This window comes from Polaribacter pacificus (genome assembly GCF_038024035.1).
GTDB classification, from domain to species: domain Bacteria; phylum Bacteroidota; class Bacteroidia; order Flavobacteriales; family Flavobacteriaceae; genus Polaribacter; species Polaribacter pacificus.
In genome coordinates this window covers 464,609-480,619 of the sequence record NZ_CP150664.1, presented here as the reverse complement: position 1 = coordinate 480,619, position 16,011 = coordinate 464,609, and the positions used below count along the sequence as shown (strand labels likewise).

Sequence of the window (16,011 nt, the reverse complement as noted above, 5' to 3'; positions counted from 1 at the left end):
ATGTTACCACTAATGAGATCTTGGCGATTAATATTTACGATAGGTATTTTGTTTTTTCGATTTTCTATTTAAATAATTTGATTTCTATTCTTTTCGGACTTCTCGGGTTTGGGTATTGGATTATACTAAAAATGAATATAAAGCTATTAAAATGCTTAAATACAACTCATACACTGTTGAGTTTGGGTGGAGTTTTACTTATTTGGATTTTAGCTCAGTTTTATAGCCAATCAATACTGACTGATTTTAATACGAACCTAACTTTAGTTATTTATTTAGTAGCGTTGATTTGTATTGTAGGACAGATCATATATTTTATTAATATAATAAATGGATTATTAAAAAAGCGAAACAAAACTAGTAGCTAACACCCTGTGTTGTTCATTGCTAGTGGCTTTTTTATACAGAAAAGTATAGTTGTCTTCAAGTTCATTATATTTCATTAAATCTACCTCCAGCAGGCAGGTTTACCGTTATGTAAAGGCAACGAACCTTTAACAAACAGAGTATATGCAAACAGTGATAGTATTGAACTTTTAAAAAAAGGAATGAATAATTTACAGGATTTAAATATAAAAAAGGAGCTACTACCAATATTTGACTATTCTTTGAATATGTTTTCAAAAAAAAGGATTCTCGAGATTTTGGAAAACCCTCTAGAATCAGTTGATCAGATTATTTACCGTCAAAAAATATTAAAAGGGTTTAGGGACAATAATGAAATTTTAAAGAATTATTCCTACACAATTTTATATCTAAACGAAGTTCATTTTTTTTTAAACAATGAAAAAATTGAAGACTTGAGTCACAGGAAACTTAAGTACCGGTTATTTGGATCGAAAAAAGTAAAAAACCGTTATGAAAGTAAGTTAAATCAATTGATTTTACTCTTTTTTCGTTTAGAATCTCATTACTTTTCTAGATTGACTGTTAACAAATTTCCAGAAAAATACATCCAAAGTATTAGGCATATTACAAAAGTTCTTTCAGCTTTTAATCTTGAGAAATATGAATACATAATAAGAGAAGATAGATTAAAAGATAAGCACATTATTGATCTAACGAGAAGAATTAACATACTTAAAGATACTGGTGATCTAGAACTGTTTTGGGAAAACTTTTTTCTGTTCGAGGCTTATCTTTCAATAAACATAGGAATACTCAAGAACGACTTTGTTTTTCCAAGCTTCTCAACTAAAACAATTAAACTAGTTGAGTTATATCATCCATTAATCAAAGACCCTATCAAAAACAATTTTGCTTCTGCAACAAATGTTATTGTATTGAATGGTCCAAATATGTCTGGGAAATCAACATTTTTAAAAGCAGTTGGGCTCTGTATTTATTTTGGTCATTTAGGTATTGGTGTTCCAGCTTCCAAGGCAGATATTCCATTTTTTAATTATTTTTCTATCGAAATAAATAGAAGAGATGATGTTTTAAATGGCTATAGTCATTTTATGACAGAAGTTATGAATGTAAAAACTGTTGTTGAAAATGCAGTGAGTGGTAAGCAGTGTTTTGCTGTTTTTGATGAATTATTTAGTGGTACCAATGTACAAGACGCTATTGAGATTTGCAGAACAACCATAAATGGCTTAAGCAAGTATAAGAACTCTTACTTTTTTATCTCGACCCATATTGAAGAACTTAAAAATGTCTCAAATGAGAATGTCTCAAACTACTTTATAGATTGTGAGTTGATTGATAATTTACCAACATTTACTTACAAATTAAAAAAAGGTTGGTCTGAGATTAAAGTTGGACGAATTTTGTTTGATAAAGAAGGTTTGAATGATCTGCTAAACTAAAAAAGGCTAGGAGTGTTTGTCTTTGTTTATTTCATTGCATCTACTGGTGCAATCAAGAATAACCCAGTGTCCAATATAATTAGGGTAATTTAAAATTAATTGGCTAAATTGACTTTAGAAAAAAATGTCTTAGGAAACTAAAGCGCAAGGGTATTATTAAATCATCAAAAAGAAAATGAATAGAGTTAAACTGATTACATTACTGATCGTATGTCTTTTTTCTTTTCAATCTAATGGTCAAAATTTAACGAATCGTAAATTGATTAAAATTGCAAAAAATGCTCCTGATTCTATTAGTGGTTTTGCATCTGATATTGCAGATTATTTTAAAACCAAGACTAAAGATCCTAAAGAACTTGTTTTTCTTTTTAGTTATTGGATTGGCCAGAACATATCATATAATGTTGAAAAGCATTTGACAGGAGATACAACTTATACAGACATTTGGGACACCCTTAAAACTAAGAAGACAATGTGTCAAGGTTTTTCAGAATTGTTCTCAGAAATATGCTACTGGGCTGATATTGAGAGTGAAATAATCGTAGGCTATGCCAAAGGTATTGACTTTAATGGAAAACCGTTAAAAGGCACCAATCATATTTGGAATGCCGTTCTAATAAACAACAAATGGGAGTTAGTTGATATTACTTGGGCTGTGGGATTTATAGATTTTAGAAATGGGAAATATGTTTTTAATAAGAAATTCAGAAAACAATATATTTTTGCAAAACCTGATGATTTAATTATAACACATTTACCTGTAAAATCTAAATGGCAATTATCAACTAGTTCAATTACATTTAATGAGTTTTTTAGTGATGTACACGAAAAAAAGAGACAAAGCGCTTTCAATCATTAGAAGTATTTTAGATATTTTAAATGCAATCCACTGATTAATAGCTAATACAATTCATCATTAAAAAAAGACAATTCAGAAATAAATTAGTAAGCAAGTAAGAATAAATAAATTTGGTCGAACAAAACAATCGACTAAATGAAAAAGTTTGTAAAAATTTTAAAAAAGCTAATCTTATATACATTCTCTATTCTTTTATTTGTTACTGTAGCGGGTTATATTTACCTCTATGTACTTCCAAAAGGGCCTGAAATTACAACCCCAAAAAAAATCAATATTGGAATAGACTCTTTTGTGACCTATGCCTATACAGACAGTGAGAGGAAAACAATCAAAGTTTGGACTTACAAACCTGAAAATTGGAATGACAAAGACAAAATAGTTTTTGTGATGCACGGTGGAGGCCGAAATGCTGATGACTATCTAAATGCCTGGGTTAAATTAGCTAAAATGAATAACCTTTTGATAATAGCACCTGAGTTTGAAAACAAGTTTTCAAACTATACAACCAATGATTACCAAGAAGGAAATTTATTTACTTTTTTTGGTACTAAAAATCCAAGAAATGAGTGGGCGTTAACAGTGGTAGAAAACATTTTTGATCATATCAAATCAGTTAATACTATTACAAACAAACAATATGACATTTTTGGGCATTCAGCTGGTGGGCAATTTGTACATCGTATGGTAATGTTTATGCCTGAGGCTAGGGTTGGAACAGCTATCGCTGCTAATTCTGGATTTTATAGCTTTCCAAATGATAGACTTGATTTTCCATATGGGATTAAAAATACTGGAATAGATTTACAAAAAGCATACAATAAAAGATTGATTATTTTATTAGGAGAGTTAGATAATGATCCAAGTTTAGGGACTTTTAGAACAACTGATTTAGCGATGGAACAAGGGGAACACAGGTTGGAACGTGGTACTACTTTTTTTAATTCAAATAAGACACTGAAGTATCAAAATAATTGGATATTTAACTGGGAAATGGACACTGTTAAAAATGTAGGACATGATTATTGGAAAATGTCTGGAAAGAGGCTATTGACTGGCTTAAAAAATAGCACTAACACTGTCTATAATAGATCTCTAAAGAAGTATCTTTATCAAAGTAGGCTAGTAGGGCTTAAGCTTGTTTTATTTGATAGATAAAGGAAATATGTAAAATTAAACAAATAACTTTGTATAATATAGCGTAAAAATAAACGCTACAAATAAGCTAAATAATTAAAGAACCGATATGATACATTTAGTTTGGTCACTAATAAACCTTTTAATTCTACTCTACTTTATTTATTTACTTGTTGGGTTTTTAAGAAAAGGCAAGGCTATTTTTAAACCTCAATTTAAAGTTGTTTCAGTTTTTATTCTGGTGGTTGGAATCATACAGGTGATTAGTGCTACTAGTTTAAAGAGTACTACAAATAAAATATTGATAACGGATGCTTATAACAATGTGAATTATTCAAAAGTAGAAGAACTCCTTCTTGAGGAAAATTTGACTTTTGATATTCATATGTCATTGAACTATTCGATAGATCAAAATATGGATGTACCTATATCTAGCCAGAGTGAATTAACTGGATTTGTAAGTGGTTATGAATGGGAATTTAAATCTATAGCTACTGAGACGCATAACCCTGATGAAAATGCAGCGTTTGTTGCTACTGGCATTTTAAAGTGGAATCTCTTGGGAGTTACTGTTTTTAGAGAATTGAAAACATTTAAGGGTTTTATAAATTAGAAAATCAATATAGGAAAATACTTTTAATCAATTTTTCTTCGGTTTTCATTCAAAGCAAAAAAGTTAGGGTGTATTATTATCCCTTTTATTAGATTAATCAATAAGAACACCTAGTAGATCCCTGAACAAGAACTTTAGTAACCAAACGTAAACACTTTTTAGGAAAATTGAATCACAGATTTTATAATAAGAATAAAAAAGAGCAAAATAACTTCTTAATTGTATTAGCGTTAAGCGCTCTTACAATGATTCTTTTGTCAATTATCATATCAATCTTTTCTGGGATATACTTGATTGGGTTTCTGATATTTGCAATAACCTTGTCTATAATTGCCCCATTTTTTGATATGCCTTCATTAAAAAAAAGTGGAAGAATGATTTATTATTCACCTTTATTTCTGTCTGAAACACCAAAAAAAGGTCTCGTTAAAATTCACGGTGGAACCCTGTTTGATTATTGTTTTGTAATTGATAGAAAAATGAATGGGAAACAAAGGACAGATTTTATTATTCAGCAGTATCTCGAGGGGCTTTTGTCATTTATTGAAGCACATAAAAATGATCAGCAATTAAAAGTTCGTGGAACTAGCTATATTATAAATGATAGAACAGCAAAAAAGATTGGGTTTAAAATTGTTAAAACAGATCTTCTGCAAAAATTTATACTAGTTTATAATTACTTTAATATTTTAATTTCAAATACAATTGCTAAGAATAAATTATCATTCCCAAATTTGAATAAAACCAGAACTTTTGAGGCCAATATTAGTCAACTAATTGAAAGAAAAGAATACATTGATAAATTAAATCAATCCTTAAAAAGTACTCTTACTAAAAACTAAAAATTATTATGAGAAAAATCTTAGCTTTTTTAATCGCATTAATACTGTTTTCATGTAGTAAATCTGATGAAATTTCTGGATTTAATTTTGATCAAAAAACTTTTGAGAAAAATAGGCAATTATGGGAGCAAAATAAAATTAACAATTACACTTTTTCCCAAAAATATAGCTCAACATCTATTGGATCTCAACCCAAATTAACAAGTGTAGTTAAAAACAACCAATTAGATTCAATATTTGTTCAATCAAATAACACCAGCATTTCTGACTTAGGTGAGGTTTTTTATTATGGTACGGTCAATAAAGTTTTTCAACATATAGAATGGGTTACCGGATATTATGAAAATATATTACATATTAATGATGGATATATGAAAGGTGTTTTTTTTGAGATAACTTATGATGAAACGTATCATTATCCTACAAAGATAAAGTATACAGGGGATTATTTTGGAAACGTCAATGGGGGTTTAAATGTACTAATTGAACTTAGTGATTTTGATGTTCAATAATAAAATGAAGTTTAATTTTTGAATGAATTGCTATTTACAATAGTGGGTTAATGTTTTCATAGCTATTATCTTTTTAGCATGAAAAATGTACCACAGATACTATGTTTATTAGACATTGAATAGGCTTTTCTGTTTTACTATAATAATTTTTACAGCTTATATGAGATAAACATTTCTTTTATTAATTTCAACTTTAATTTTATTTAATTGTAAAGAGAAAAAAGCCTTAACTGAAAGTGAATTAAAAAACTGGAAAAAGGAAAACAATTCTATAACTCGAGATAGATCTCCAATTTTTATTGTAATCACTGATTCCATAACTCATTTAAATAAAGACCATAACTTGAGCTTAGTTAAACATTTTAAAAACCAGAATCTAGTTATAGACACCAGTAAAATTGCTTTGAATAACAACTACAAAATTGCTTTAACTAAATTAACAGCTAACAACGATAAATTTAAATATAGATCAGAGTTTCCTAAAGGACGTGACTTTTGGAGAACTGAATATAAATTTTATGTTGGATGATCAGCTTAATTTAGTCGAATTTTATTTCATATTAATAGATGCTATGGAGTTTTAAATGCTGGGTTAAGTTATGGTATTTTAAACGGTATTGGATATCGAGTTTTTATTAAAAAAAATGATAAAGGTAAATGGTTTGTTGATAAGGTTATAGGAATTACGATATCATAAAAAAAATAGAATCAACGTTTTGTATAATTCTTTAATTGAATAGTTTTTTAATGAAATAAGATTAAAGTGTTTAAGTTTCTTTTAGTCTTATTTGAATAAAAAAAACTTTATTTGCAAAAACGAATAGATGAATCTAAGAAAATCCAAGCTACATCATATCATCGGGGTTTTAATTATATTTTTAGCTCTTAGTGGCTGCACTAAAGAAGATATTTGCACAGAAAAAGTTAACGTCCCTATTTGGAATAAAGAAAAGCAAATATTTGAAGATAATTTTCAAGATTTTCCTTGTGGTTTTAAAGGGATGTCCAAAAGTGCTCTCGAGTTTACTCCTAAAGAAATATAAGAGGGTAATCTTCCTTTAAAAAGTTAAAAACTAAGGTTATTTTAGAAAAGATTCTCCCTGTATTTTTTATTATAATTGATTTATTGACTTAGGTCAATTAGTTTGAGTTGAGACTACAGTAGTTTTGCCATCAAAATATTAATAATAATATAAAATGGTACTTACAGAATTAGACAGATTTCAAACCGAAGAAAGCCACAGTAAAGAGCGATTAGAAAAAGCATTGGTACATCTTCAAAAAGGAGAAGGAGTTGTTTTACTAGACGATAAAGACAGAGAAAATGAAGGCGATTTGATATACTCGGCTCACCATATGACACTTGTTCAGATGGCACTTATGATTAGAAAGTGTAGTGGTATTGTATGTCTATGTTTGACCAATAAAAAAGCAGATCATCTTAAACTACCTTATATGGTAAAGGAAAACACTAGTAGTTTTCAGACCCCGTTTACCGTTTCTATTGAAGCAAAGCATGGGGTAACCACTGGAGTCTCTGCAAAAGACAGATTAACAACCATCAAAGTTGCTTGTAGTGAAAATGCCAAAAGCGATGAGCTGTCTAAACCTGGGCATATCTTTCCGTTAAGAGCAAAAGACAATGGTGTATTGCAGCGAAAAGGACATACAGAAGGCAGTGTAGATTTAATGAAATTAGCCGGTTTAAAACCAGAAGCGGTTCTGTGTGAAGTGATGAATGACGATGGGACCATGGCAAAAACAGCTAGTCTAGTCAGTTTTGCAAATGAGCATAATTTGATGGTGTTATCAATCCTAGACATTATTCATTATCGTAAATTTGTAAGAGATTATAAATAAATGGTAAACTATATTGAACTCACAAATTTTATAAAAAAGAATATTACTATTGATGACGAAGATTTAAAAACCGTGTTGTCATATTTTAAAACGATTAAAAAAAAGAAAAATGAAATTTTACTATCAAATGGTAAAAATAGCCAGGTAAGTTATTTTGTCAGAAAAGGCTGCTTGCGGCTCTTTTATATTGATGAAGAGGGTAAAGATGTAACCCGTTATATAGCCTTTGAAAACCAATTTGCCACAGAGCTTGTAAGCTTTATTACCAATGAACCTGCACAAGAAACGATTCAGGTTATTGAAAACAGTGAGCTTTTATATATCACTCACGATGATTTTAGACACCTAATGACGATTGTTCCTAAATGGAAAGATTTTTATAGCATCTATTTAGAAAAGGCCTACGTAAATAACTCTAAAAGACTGGTGTCATTTACCGCCTTAGATGCCACAGAACGATACAAACAATTATTTAAAATTAACCCTAATATCGTTAAGCGCTTACCCAACAAAATAGTGGCCTCTTATATCAATATTTCACAAGAAACTTTAAGCAGGATTAAATCAAAACTTTGATAAAAACTCACACTACATTAAAAAGATGAAACATAAATATATGATGGTAATTTTTGCTTCTGTTGATTCTTTTTATTTAATTTAACCTAAAAATATGTTGTCTTTTAGATTTTAAAAATAAAAAACTATGAAAAAGCTACTTTTATTCATCTTCTTAGTCTCAACGATTTCGATAACCTCCAATGCACAGAAAAAGATAACTTATGGGCTTAAGGGAGGAGTTAGTATTTCAAATATTTCTTCAGATTCATATTATAAGTCAATAGGTAAGAAAGGAATTTATCTTGGAGGTTTGGCAGAGTTTTATCTTAAAGAAAAATTCTCTATTCAAGGAGAAGTGTTATTCGCTATATATGGTGCTGAAGTATATCCAATTACCTATGGAGGAAATGGCACTAAGACAGAGATAGATTTAGATTATATTTTAGTTCCAGTATTAGCCAAATTTTATATGTCAAAGCACTTATCAGTTGAGATTGGACCATCATTTAATTTTTTGATAAATGAGAAAGGGTACAGGCCTAATCTCCCTGATATTATTGACTCAAATGGAAATTTTTTGAGAAGCCAAAAAGAGATGGATCCATACGGAAGCAGTATTGAATTAAGCGCTTTAATCGGTGTTTCCTATAAACTAAGCAGAAACCTATCAATAAATCTTAGATATACTCGAGGGTTAACGAACACCTTTAATCCCCCTTTTCAAACTAGCAAAAAAGGAATAAATGAAGCTTTTCAGTTGGGTATTGACTTTCTATTTTAACAATTGCTATTACAGTGAGTGTTGATTTTTATTTTACTAAGTTTAGTCTTTAAAGAAATCATCTAAACATAGACAAATACTAACTGTATTTATGTAGTTAATTTATTGATTTACATTCGTTTACTTTGTTTATATTATCAAGAGAAATGGAAGAATTATTCGCTTTTATAAATAAAATTAGCCCAATTAAACTAGATACATTTAATGAGTTGCAAAAATGTTTTAAACCCTTGCAACTTACTAAAGGTGATTATTTTGTTAGAGAAGGTGAATATGCACAACAAATAGGATTCTTAAGAAAAGGGGTTGTTAGAGCTTTTTTTATAAATGAAGAAGGAAAAGAATACACCAAACAGTTTTTTGTAGGCTATTCTATCATTGGAGCTTATACATCACTTCTCACAAAACAACCAAACAAAATAGGACAACAAGCCTTAGGTGATTGTGAAATACTCACTGCTGATTTTAGAGAAATAGAAAAACTCTATGAAAGGTTTCATGATTTAGAAAGATTGGGTAGAAAGATTGCTGAATTTTATTTTTTAGAGAAAGAAGAAAAAGAAATCGAAATGGCGCTACTTGATGCTGATAAGAGATATTTACTTATGAAAGAAAAATTCCCTTCTTTAGAGCTAACAATTCCTCAATATCAGATTGCCTCATACTTGGGCATTACTCCAACTCAATTGAGCAGAATTCGAAGAAAATTTAAAGAATCTTAGTTTCCTCGACATATGTAAATGTATAAACAAAAAGCTTCATTTAGTTTTGCTCTAAGTTAAAAGTAAAATTAGATGAATCGATTTTTAGGATATTTATTAATTACCGTTTACTCAATATTTATTGGAAGTCAAATTACGGAAGGGCTATTATTTGTTCCATACTGGAAATCCTTATCTCCTGAGGAGTTTTATGATTATTATTCTCAATTTGGATTGCTTATTGGACGATTTTATACGGTGTTAACGATTATAGCAGCATGTATTTCAATAGCCACGAGTCTATATTGTATGTATGTAAAATCGAAAGCACTGAGGGATTCATTAGTATCTTCGGTTTTTATTCTTTTGTGTATCGCTGTCTTTTACTTGTATTTTAAAGATACTAATCAACAATTTTTTACCGCTAATTTAAACCCAGTTCAATTAAAATTAGCATTAGAAACCTGGGAATATCTTCATTGGTTTAGAGTATTTTTAGAATTTTTAGCTCTATTTTTTTTAATCAGAACCCTAAATACGTTAACAAAAAAAGGATTCAATAATAGGTGACAATCAACTTTAAAATAAAACAAATATGAAATATTTAAGCATACTTTTTACAATGGCTATATGTATCACAGTTAATGGGCAAACTATTATTGGACAATGGGAAACTTTTGATGATAAAACCAAAGATAAAAAAGCAATCATTGAAATTTATAAGACAAAGAATGTTTATTATGCCAAAATAGTTAAAAGTTTTGTGGGAGAAAAAGATGCCATTTGCGAGACATGTACTGGCACAAAAAAAGACACACCAATCATTGGTTTAGTGATCATTGAAAACCTCAAAAAAGATGGAGATGAATTTAATGGTGGAACTATTCTAGATCCAGAAAACGGAAAAACCTACAAGTGCTATCTAGAGTTGATAAATAAAAACAAATTAAAGGTTAGGGGCTATCTTGGAATTTCACTATTTGGAAGGACTCAATATTGGAGTAGAAAGGAATAAATTACATAAAATTATTTCTTAAATTTCCATGCATTATTTGAATTTATGTTTCAACAATGATTAGGTGCATTATTAATACTAACGCAATTTATCAATTGACTTCTAAAGCAAAAAAGCCATGGTGGTGTCAATATTTGTAACTATGTTTCCAACAGAATAAACTAAATTTGTTGTAATGTGGTTGCAGCCTATTATCACGATCATATTTTTGTAGATAAAAAAGATACAACAAAAGCCATGGAGATTTTAAATGCATTTTCTAATTAAAGCACTTACTTTTAACATAAAATATAAACGGATGAATTGGGTACTATTAATCATTGCAGGACTCTTTGAGGTTGCCTTTGCAGCTTGTCTAGGAAAAGCAAAAGAAGCAACAGGAACTGAGTCAACTTATTGGTATATAGGTTTTCTAGTTTGTCTAGGAATCAGTATGGGTTTGCTTTTAAAAGTAACACAGCATTTGCCCATTGGTACAGCCTATGCAGTTTGGACAGGCATTGGGGCCGTTGGAACTGTTTTGGTTGGGATTTTTATTTTTAAAGAACCCGCAACATTTTGGCGACTATTTTTTATCACAACACTAATTATTTCTATTGTCGGACTAAAAGTGGTTTCTCATTAATGATATTCAATAATGAAATCCTCCACAATTACATTTATTGTGATCGCTAATGGAGTTTTTAGATTAAAAAGAGTAGGTGAGCTAAGTTGATTTCAAGTTTGTAATATTTCATTACATTTATGACATAGAAAATGTAACCAAACGATATCTTCGGGTTAAGCATACCTAACAAGTTGATGAAGTGAAATTACTGTATGCCTAGATAGTTAATAATAAACAATGATTTCTCTAAATAAAACAATCGCTTATACCAAAAATTGGAAACATACGCTTTGGATAGGATTATTACTGGGTGTATTGCTCCCAACCTTATTAATGACCCTGGAACCTTTTGATAATAGTAATAGTTTTTCATATAAATATTTAATTTTATCAGGCTACGGATTTTGTATCCTAATTCCGATTCTGCTTGTTCATCCAATTGAAAACTACGTTTATAAGCTACAAACAAATCGGTGGTTTATTATAAATGAGTGTTTGTATGTTTTAGCAACACTCTTTTTAATGCTGCTGTTTTCTTTTTTCTACCATTTTTATGTAGTTAGTGGACTACCTACATTTACATCTAAATTAATTTGGGGTTTTATAAAATCTTTTGGACTCCCATTTATCCCACTTATCGTTCCTCTATGGCTTTACTTGCGTTCTAAATATGGCTTGATTGAGGTACCAATTTCAACAAAAGAACAGCCCAAAAAAATGAAGTCTATAACTATAGTTGGGAACAACAAATCTGAAAGTTTAACAATTTTTGAATCTGATTTTATTTTTGCAAGAGCTCAGCAAAATTATGTAGATGTTTATTTTAATACAGAAACTGGGATGCAACAAGAAACATTTCGGAGCACACTTTCTAATATTATGAAACAGTTGCCAAAAGCATGGCAAGTGCATCGATCTTACTTGGTCAATTTAGATTATTTACAAACGGTTGAAGGAAATGCTCGAAAGCGTTTTATAAGAATCTCGCTAACTGATGAAACGATTCCAATTTCTCAAGTTTACTATAAAGCCTTAACAAAAAGACTTTCAAATTCATCCCAAGAACTTCAAAACTAGCCCAAGAACTTCAGTTTTATCCCAAAAAAGTCAAGTCAGTCACACTCTTTTTTTTCTCTTGTATTTATGTGTTCTCTTTGTTGTGAACTTAAAACTAAACACATGAAAAATCGTACACTTTTTATTCTCGCAACATCTTTTTTATTATTAGCAAGCTGCTCTTCTAGTAGGTATGTAAATTATTTAAAAGCACACACAGAAGTTGTTCAAATGACAGATTCACTTGAGTTTACTTCATTAGATAAAGATTTTTACAACAACAAACTCTTTTTAGTAGGAGAAGTACATGAGGTTGAAACATCACCAAGAATTGATTTTGCAATGTTTACGCAACTCAATGAAAAAATTAAGATTGACACATATTTGACTGAAATGGATATTGCTCAAGCCTATTACCTTCAAGAATATTTAAAGGGATCTAATAAAGTTGAACTTAAAAATATATTAAAAAACTGGCCAGTATATATTGGGAGTATCTCCAAACAATACAGAAATAAATGGGTAAAATTAAGAGCATATTATTCTCAACTTCCTGAAAACTCAAAATTTAAACTTGTTGGTATTGATAGATTAGCAGACTTTGATTTGGTTCGAAAATTGTTAAAAGCTAAACTTCCAAACAACTATCATAAAGAAATCCTTTTAGATAACGATTCTTTGATTTCTTGGTCAAAACAAAGACTAAACAGCATACTCGAAAATGAGAAATCAAATTTTGATATCGCTACTATGGATCTGTTGAGAAACATAGAATACAATCTAACTACTTATAATCAAACCAGAAATAGAGATACTTTTATGTATCAAAATTTTAAAAGATTATATACTCAAAATCAATGGAAAGGCAAAAATATTTATGGAGGATTTGGGTTTTCTCACACACTACAAGCCTACAGCTACACATTTGCAGGAAGAATCAAAAAAGATTCAACATTACCGTATACTAATACTATGGTTAGTTTAAACACCTTGTATGTAGATTCTAGATTAACTGTTGATAGTAAAGCATTGCCAAAGTTTATGCAAGATAAAGGCAAAGAGTTTACAAGATTTAAGTACTCTCAAGACAGTAGATTGTTTATGTATATTAAAGGAATAGCAGATTACAAAAAGGTAACAAAACCAAATAGTATAAGCTTACTAAAGCTAGATGCTGAAGGATCACCTTATTTAAATTCAACAAGAGGAGCTAAGGTTAAGAAGTTGATAACTATTTGGGATGCTTATGAATTACTCGAAGGAACCTCTACAACGGATTATGCACAATATGTGTTTTTTGTTAGAAATGCAGACTGGATTGAACCTGACAAAAAATAGATGTGGCTAACACATTATAAATCAACTCTTAATCGAGACCTATCCACCAATGTAATCTTAGACCTTCTAGTTGTGATTATTTAGTTAACTTTAACGCTTTATCAGACATTAGTTTATACAGAAAATTAAGATTAAAAGAATAGATATAAAATACTTATGAAACGAATCGCCTTTTTAATAATTCTAAGCTTCTTTGGTAATAATATAATAGCACAAAATGAACAAGCTTTTAAGGAAATCCAATTTTTAACATCAGACGGGATAAAAATTAGTGGAGCAATCCAATATCCTTCTCATTTTAAGCAATCAAATCTACCTGTTGTTATTCTCATTCACCAAGGAGGTTCCTCAAAAGAAGAGTGGTTAGCCTTACCCATAACAAATAAACTTTTAAACAACGGATTTGCTGTATTGGCTTATGATATTCGGCTACATGGAAAGTCTGGGAAAGATGTTAAGTTTACAGACCTCTATAACAACCCTAACAGAGCTCCCTTAGATTTATTAGCAGCCATAGAATTCTTAAAAAAGGACCAACATATTGATGTAAATAGAATTGGAATTCTTGGAGCTTCTATTGGAGCAAATTTAGCATGTATGGCCGTGTCTTCAGACAAATACCCTGTAAAATCTGCAGTTTCATTATCTGCTAAAACAGAGGCAGTTCAAAATTTAAGCGGTCTGACTAAGACCATTACTCCTAAAAACATTTTTTACATCGCTTCTGAGCATGAGCAGAATGGAAAACGAGTAATATGGGCAAATGAGTTGCACAGTCTTTCAACAGGCCTGAAAAAAGTTAAAATTGCTTCTGGAAATAAACACGGTTCTTATATTTTAAAAGAGAACACCTATCTGGAGAACGAGATTGTAAAGTGGTTTCAGATGTCTTTAAAATAATTGCTTAGAATGAGGTTATTTTATTAAATTTAGAACCTGTCCCTATCTTTTTAATTAAAGACGAAACGAACCTTTTTTAAAAACGATTGTAGTAAAAAATAACGAATGGAATTTAATAAAGATCAATATAAAATTTATACTTGGAAAAATTGGATGATGCTTCATTGGATTTTGAATCCAGGTTTAGCCATTAATGAATTAATTTTTGGGCAACGTGTCCCTAAGATTAGTTTGGAAGACAAGCGCATTGAAAAGCCACGGATAGAAAGATCTTTTGTTCCTTGTCCTCATTGTAATACACTACATGATGCTAGAACCTGGTCAACAGAAAACGGAACAGGTTTTAAAAATTGGTTTGGACTGTATTGTTCTAATTGTGGTGGCATCATCCCTTGTTTGAGGAATGGGCTTAGTTTTATTATTCTAGTGGTGACATTTCCGATTTGGGGCTTGTTTATAAAAAAAATGAAAGCAAATTGGCTGGACAAACAAGCCAAAAGATATGAAAACATAAACATTGAGCATATTCCAAATCCTTTTGATAAGAAGAGCTGGCTAAAGACCGGTTTAATATGGGGTGCGTTTATGTTTTTACTAATGACCTTTGTGTTTCCTTTTTTTGACGGACAAGAAATCACTTTAAAAACCATACTAGTTGGTTTGGTGTTTTGGACACTTGGAGGACTGGGCTTTGGTTATTTTATGAAAACATTTTTGAATAAGAAAGGTGCAACTACTGATGCAAATTCTTCTTCGGTTTAATTGGTTAAATGAAGCTAAAGAGTTGCTAGGATAAACCATTAGAAAGGCTATTTAGTGACACTGAAATTATCGAGAACATGGAAGGAGTATTAACAATAAAGACCTATACATGAGTTTGTTAAGGTTTTTTTACTATAAAAGAGTACTTTATGGATTATCACAGTTTAGCAAATTCTTCATCAAAAAACAATGCAGTAATTAAAATTAAAGAAACTGAAATTGTTTTTGGTACTACTCCCGAATCTTCTGACAATTTAGCAAACCCTGCAGAATTGTTTTTAGGATCATTATCAGCCTGTATTTTAAAGAATGTGGAACGTTTTTCAATTTTTATGAAATTTGAATATTCACATGCAGAAATCAAAGTTCATGCAACGCGTTTGGAAAAGCCTCCGAGAATGGACCAAATTAACTATGAATTAATTATTTACAGTCGTGATGGTAGTTTAAATCTTAGTTTGCTTAAAAAAAATATCGAGAAATTTGGGACCATCTTCAATACAGTCAAGGCTTCTTGTTCTATTGTGGGTGAGGTGAAACAAATACACGAATACTGATTTATTAGAACTAATGTCTATAAAATAATACCTAGTTTAATGCTCTATCCATGCTTTATCCATGACTTATCTATAATTTTGTTGGTTCTTCTAAAGAAAACCACT

General features: G+C 30.1%; 19 protein-coding genes. All 19 read left to right on the top strand.

Features of this window, described 5'->3' with window-relative positions; translation table 11 throughout:
• Positions 1–923: 923 nt before the first annotated feature.
• Positions 924–1,811: a MutS-related protein gene (locus WHC90_RS02155; RefSeq protein WP_188598640.1), complete on the top strand. Its 888-nt coding sequence runs from the start codon at positions 924–926 to the stop codon at positions 1,809–1,811.
• A gap of 175 nt (positions 1,812–1,986) precedes the next feature.
• Positions 1,987–2,670, top strand: a complete 684-nt coding sequence (locus WHC90_RS02150) for a transglutaminase domain-containing protein (RefSeq protein ID WP_188598641.1) — start codon at positions 1,987–1,989, stop codon at positions 2,668–2,670.
• A 135-nt stretch (positions 2,671–2,805) separates the two neighbouring features.
• Positions 2,806–3,825, top strand: a complete 1,020-nt coding sequence (locus tag WHC90_RS02145; RefSeq protein ID WP_188598642.1) for a hypothetical protein — start codon at positions 2,806–2,808, stop codon at positions 3,823–3,825.
• An 88-nt stretch (positions 3,826–3,913) separates the two neighbouring features.
• On the top strand, positions 3,914–4,417 hold the full coding sequence (locus tag WHC90_RS02140; protein WP_188598643.1) for a hypothetical protein: 504 nt from the start codon (positions 3,914–3,916) through the stop codon (positions 4,415–4,417).
• A 374-nt stretch (positions 4,418–4,791) separates the two neighbouring features.
• Positions 4,792–5,259, top strand: coding sequence for a hypothetical protein (locus tag WHC90_RS02135; RefSeq protein WP_229664920.1), 468 nt, complete (start codon positions 4,792–4,794; stop codon positions 5,257–5,259).
• A gap of 8 nt (positions 5,260–5,267) precedes the next feature.
• A complete protein-coding gene (locus tag WHC90_RS02130; protein WP_188598645.1) occupies positions 5,268–5,771 on the top strand; it encodes a DUF6174 domain-containing protein in 504 nt (167 codons plus the stop codon).
• Between the two features lie 824 nt (positions 5,772–6,595).
• Positions 6,596–6,814, top strand: a complete 219-nt coding sequence (locus WHC90_RS02125) for a hypothetical protein (protein WP_188598646.1) — start codon at positions 6,596–6,598, stop codon at positions 6,812–6,814.
• Between the two features lie 154 nt (positions 6,815–6,968).
• Positions 6,969–7,631, top strand: coding sequence for a 3,4-dihydroxy-2-butanone-4-phosphate synthase (ribB, locus tag WHC90_RS02120; RefSeq protein WP_188598647.1), 663 nt, complete (start codon positions 6,969–6,971; stop codon positions 7,629–7,631).
• The gene (locus WHC90_RS02115; RefSeq protein WP_188598648.1) at positions 7,632–8,207 is read left to right on the top strand and encodes a Crp/Fnr family transcriptional regulator; all 576 of its coding nucleotides are present in this window, start codon (positions 7,632–7,634) and stop codon (positions 8,205–8,207) included.
• Between the two features lie 127 nt (positions 8,208–8,334).
• Positions 8,335–8,970: a porin family protein gene (locus WHC90_RS02110; protein WP_188598649.1), complete on the top strand. Its 636-nt coding sequence runs from the start codon at positions 8,335–8,337 to the stop codon at positions 8,968–8,970.
• Positions 8,971–9,116: 146 nt separating this feature from the next.
• Entirely contained in the window at positions 9,117–9,692 is a 576-nt protein-coding gene (locus WHC90_RS02105) for a Crp/Fnr family transcriptional regulator (RefSeq protein ID WP_188598650.1), read from the top strand.
• A gap of 72 nt (positions 9,693–9,764) precedes the next feature.
• Complete coding sequence (locus tag WHC90_RS02100) at positions 9,765–10,241, top strand: hypothetical protein (protein WP_188598651.1); 477 nt, start codon at positions 9,765–9,767, stop codon at positions 10,239–10,241.
• Between the two features lie 25 nt (positions 10,242–10,266).
• Complete coding sequence (locus tag WHC90_RS02095) at positions 10,267–10,686, top strand: DUF2147 domain-containing protein (RefSeq protein ID WP_188598652.1); 420 nt, start codon at positions 10,267–10,269, stop codon at positions 10,684–10,686.
• Positions 10,687–10,984: 298 nt separating this feature from the next.
• Positions 10,985–11,311 carry a DMT family transporter gene (locus WHC90_RS02090; protein WP_188598653.1) on the top strand — a complete coding sequence of 109 codons (327 nt, stop codon included), beginning with the start codon at positions 10,985–10,987 and terminating at the stop codon, positions 11,309–11,311.
• Between the two features lie 219 nt (positions 11,312–11,530).
• On the top strand, positions 11,531–12,370 hold the full coding sequence (locus tag WHC90_RS02085) for a LytR/AlgR family response regulator transcription factor (RefSeq protein WP_188598654.1): 840 nt from the start codon (positions 11,531–11,533) through the stop codon (positions 12,368–12,370).
• A 102-nt stretch (positions 12,371–12,472) separates the two neighbouring features.
• Positions 12,473–13,687, top strand: a complete 1,215-nt coding sequence (locus WHC90_RS02080; RefSeq protein ID WP_188598655.1) for a hypothetical protein — start codon at positions 12,473–12,475, stop codon at positions 13,685–13,687.
• A gap of 156 nt (positions 13,688–13,843) precedes the next feature.
• Positions 13,844–14,587: an alpha/beta hydrolase family protein gene (locus tag WHC90_RS02075; RefSeq protein ID WP_188598656.1), complete on the top strand. Its 744-nt coding sequence runs from the start codon at positions 13,844–13,846 to the stop codon at positions 14,585–14,587.
• Between the two features lie 105 nt (positions 14,588–14,692).
• Positions 14,693–15,349: a hypothetical protein gene (locus WHC90_RS02070; RefSeq protein WP_188598657.1), complete on the top strand. Its 657-nt coding sequence runs from the start codon at positions 14,693–14,695 to the stop codon at positions 15,347–15,349.
• A 149-nt stretch (positions 15,350–15,498) separates the two neighbouring features.
• Entirely contained in the window at positions 15,499–15,906 is a 408-nt protein-coding gene (locus WHC90_RS02065; RefSeq protein WP_188598658.1) for an OsmC family protein, read from the top strand.
• Positions 15,907–16,011 lie beyond the last annotated feature (105 nt).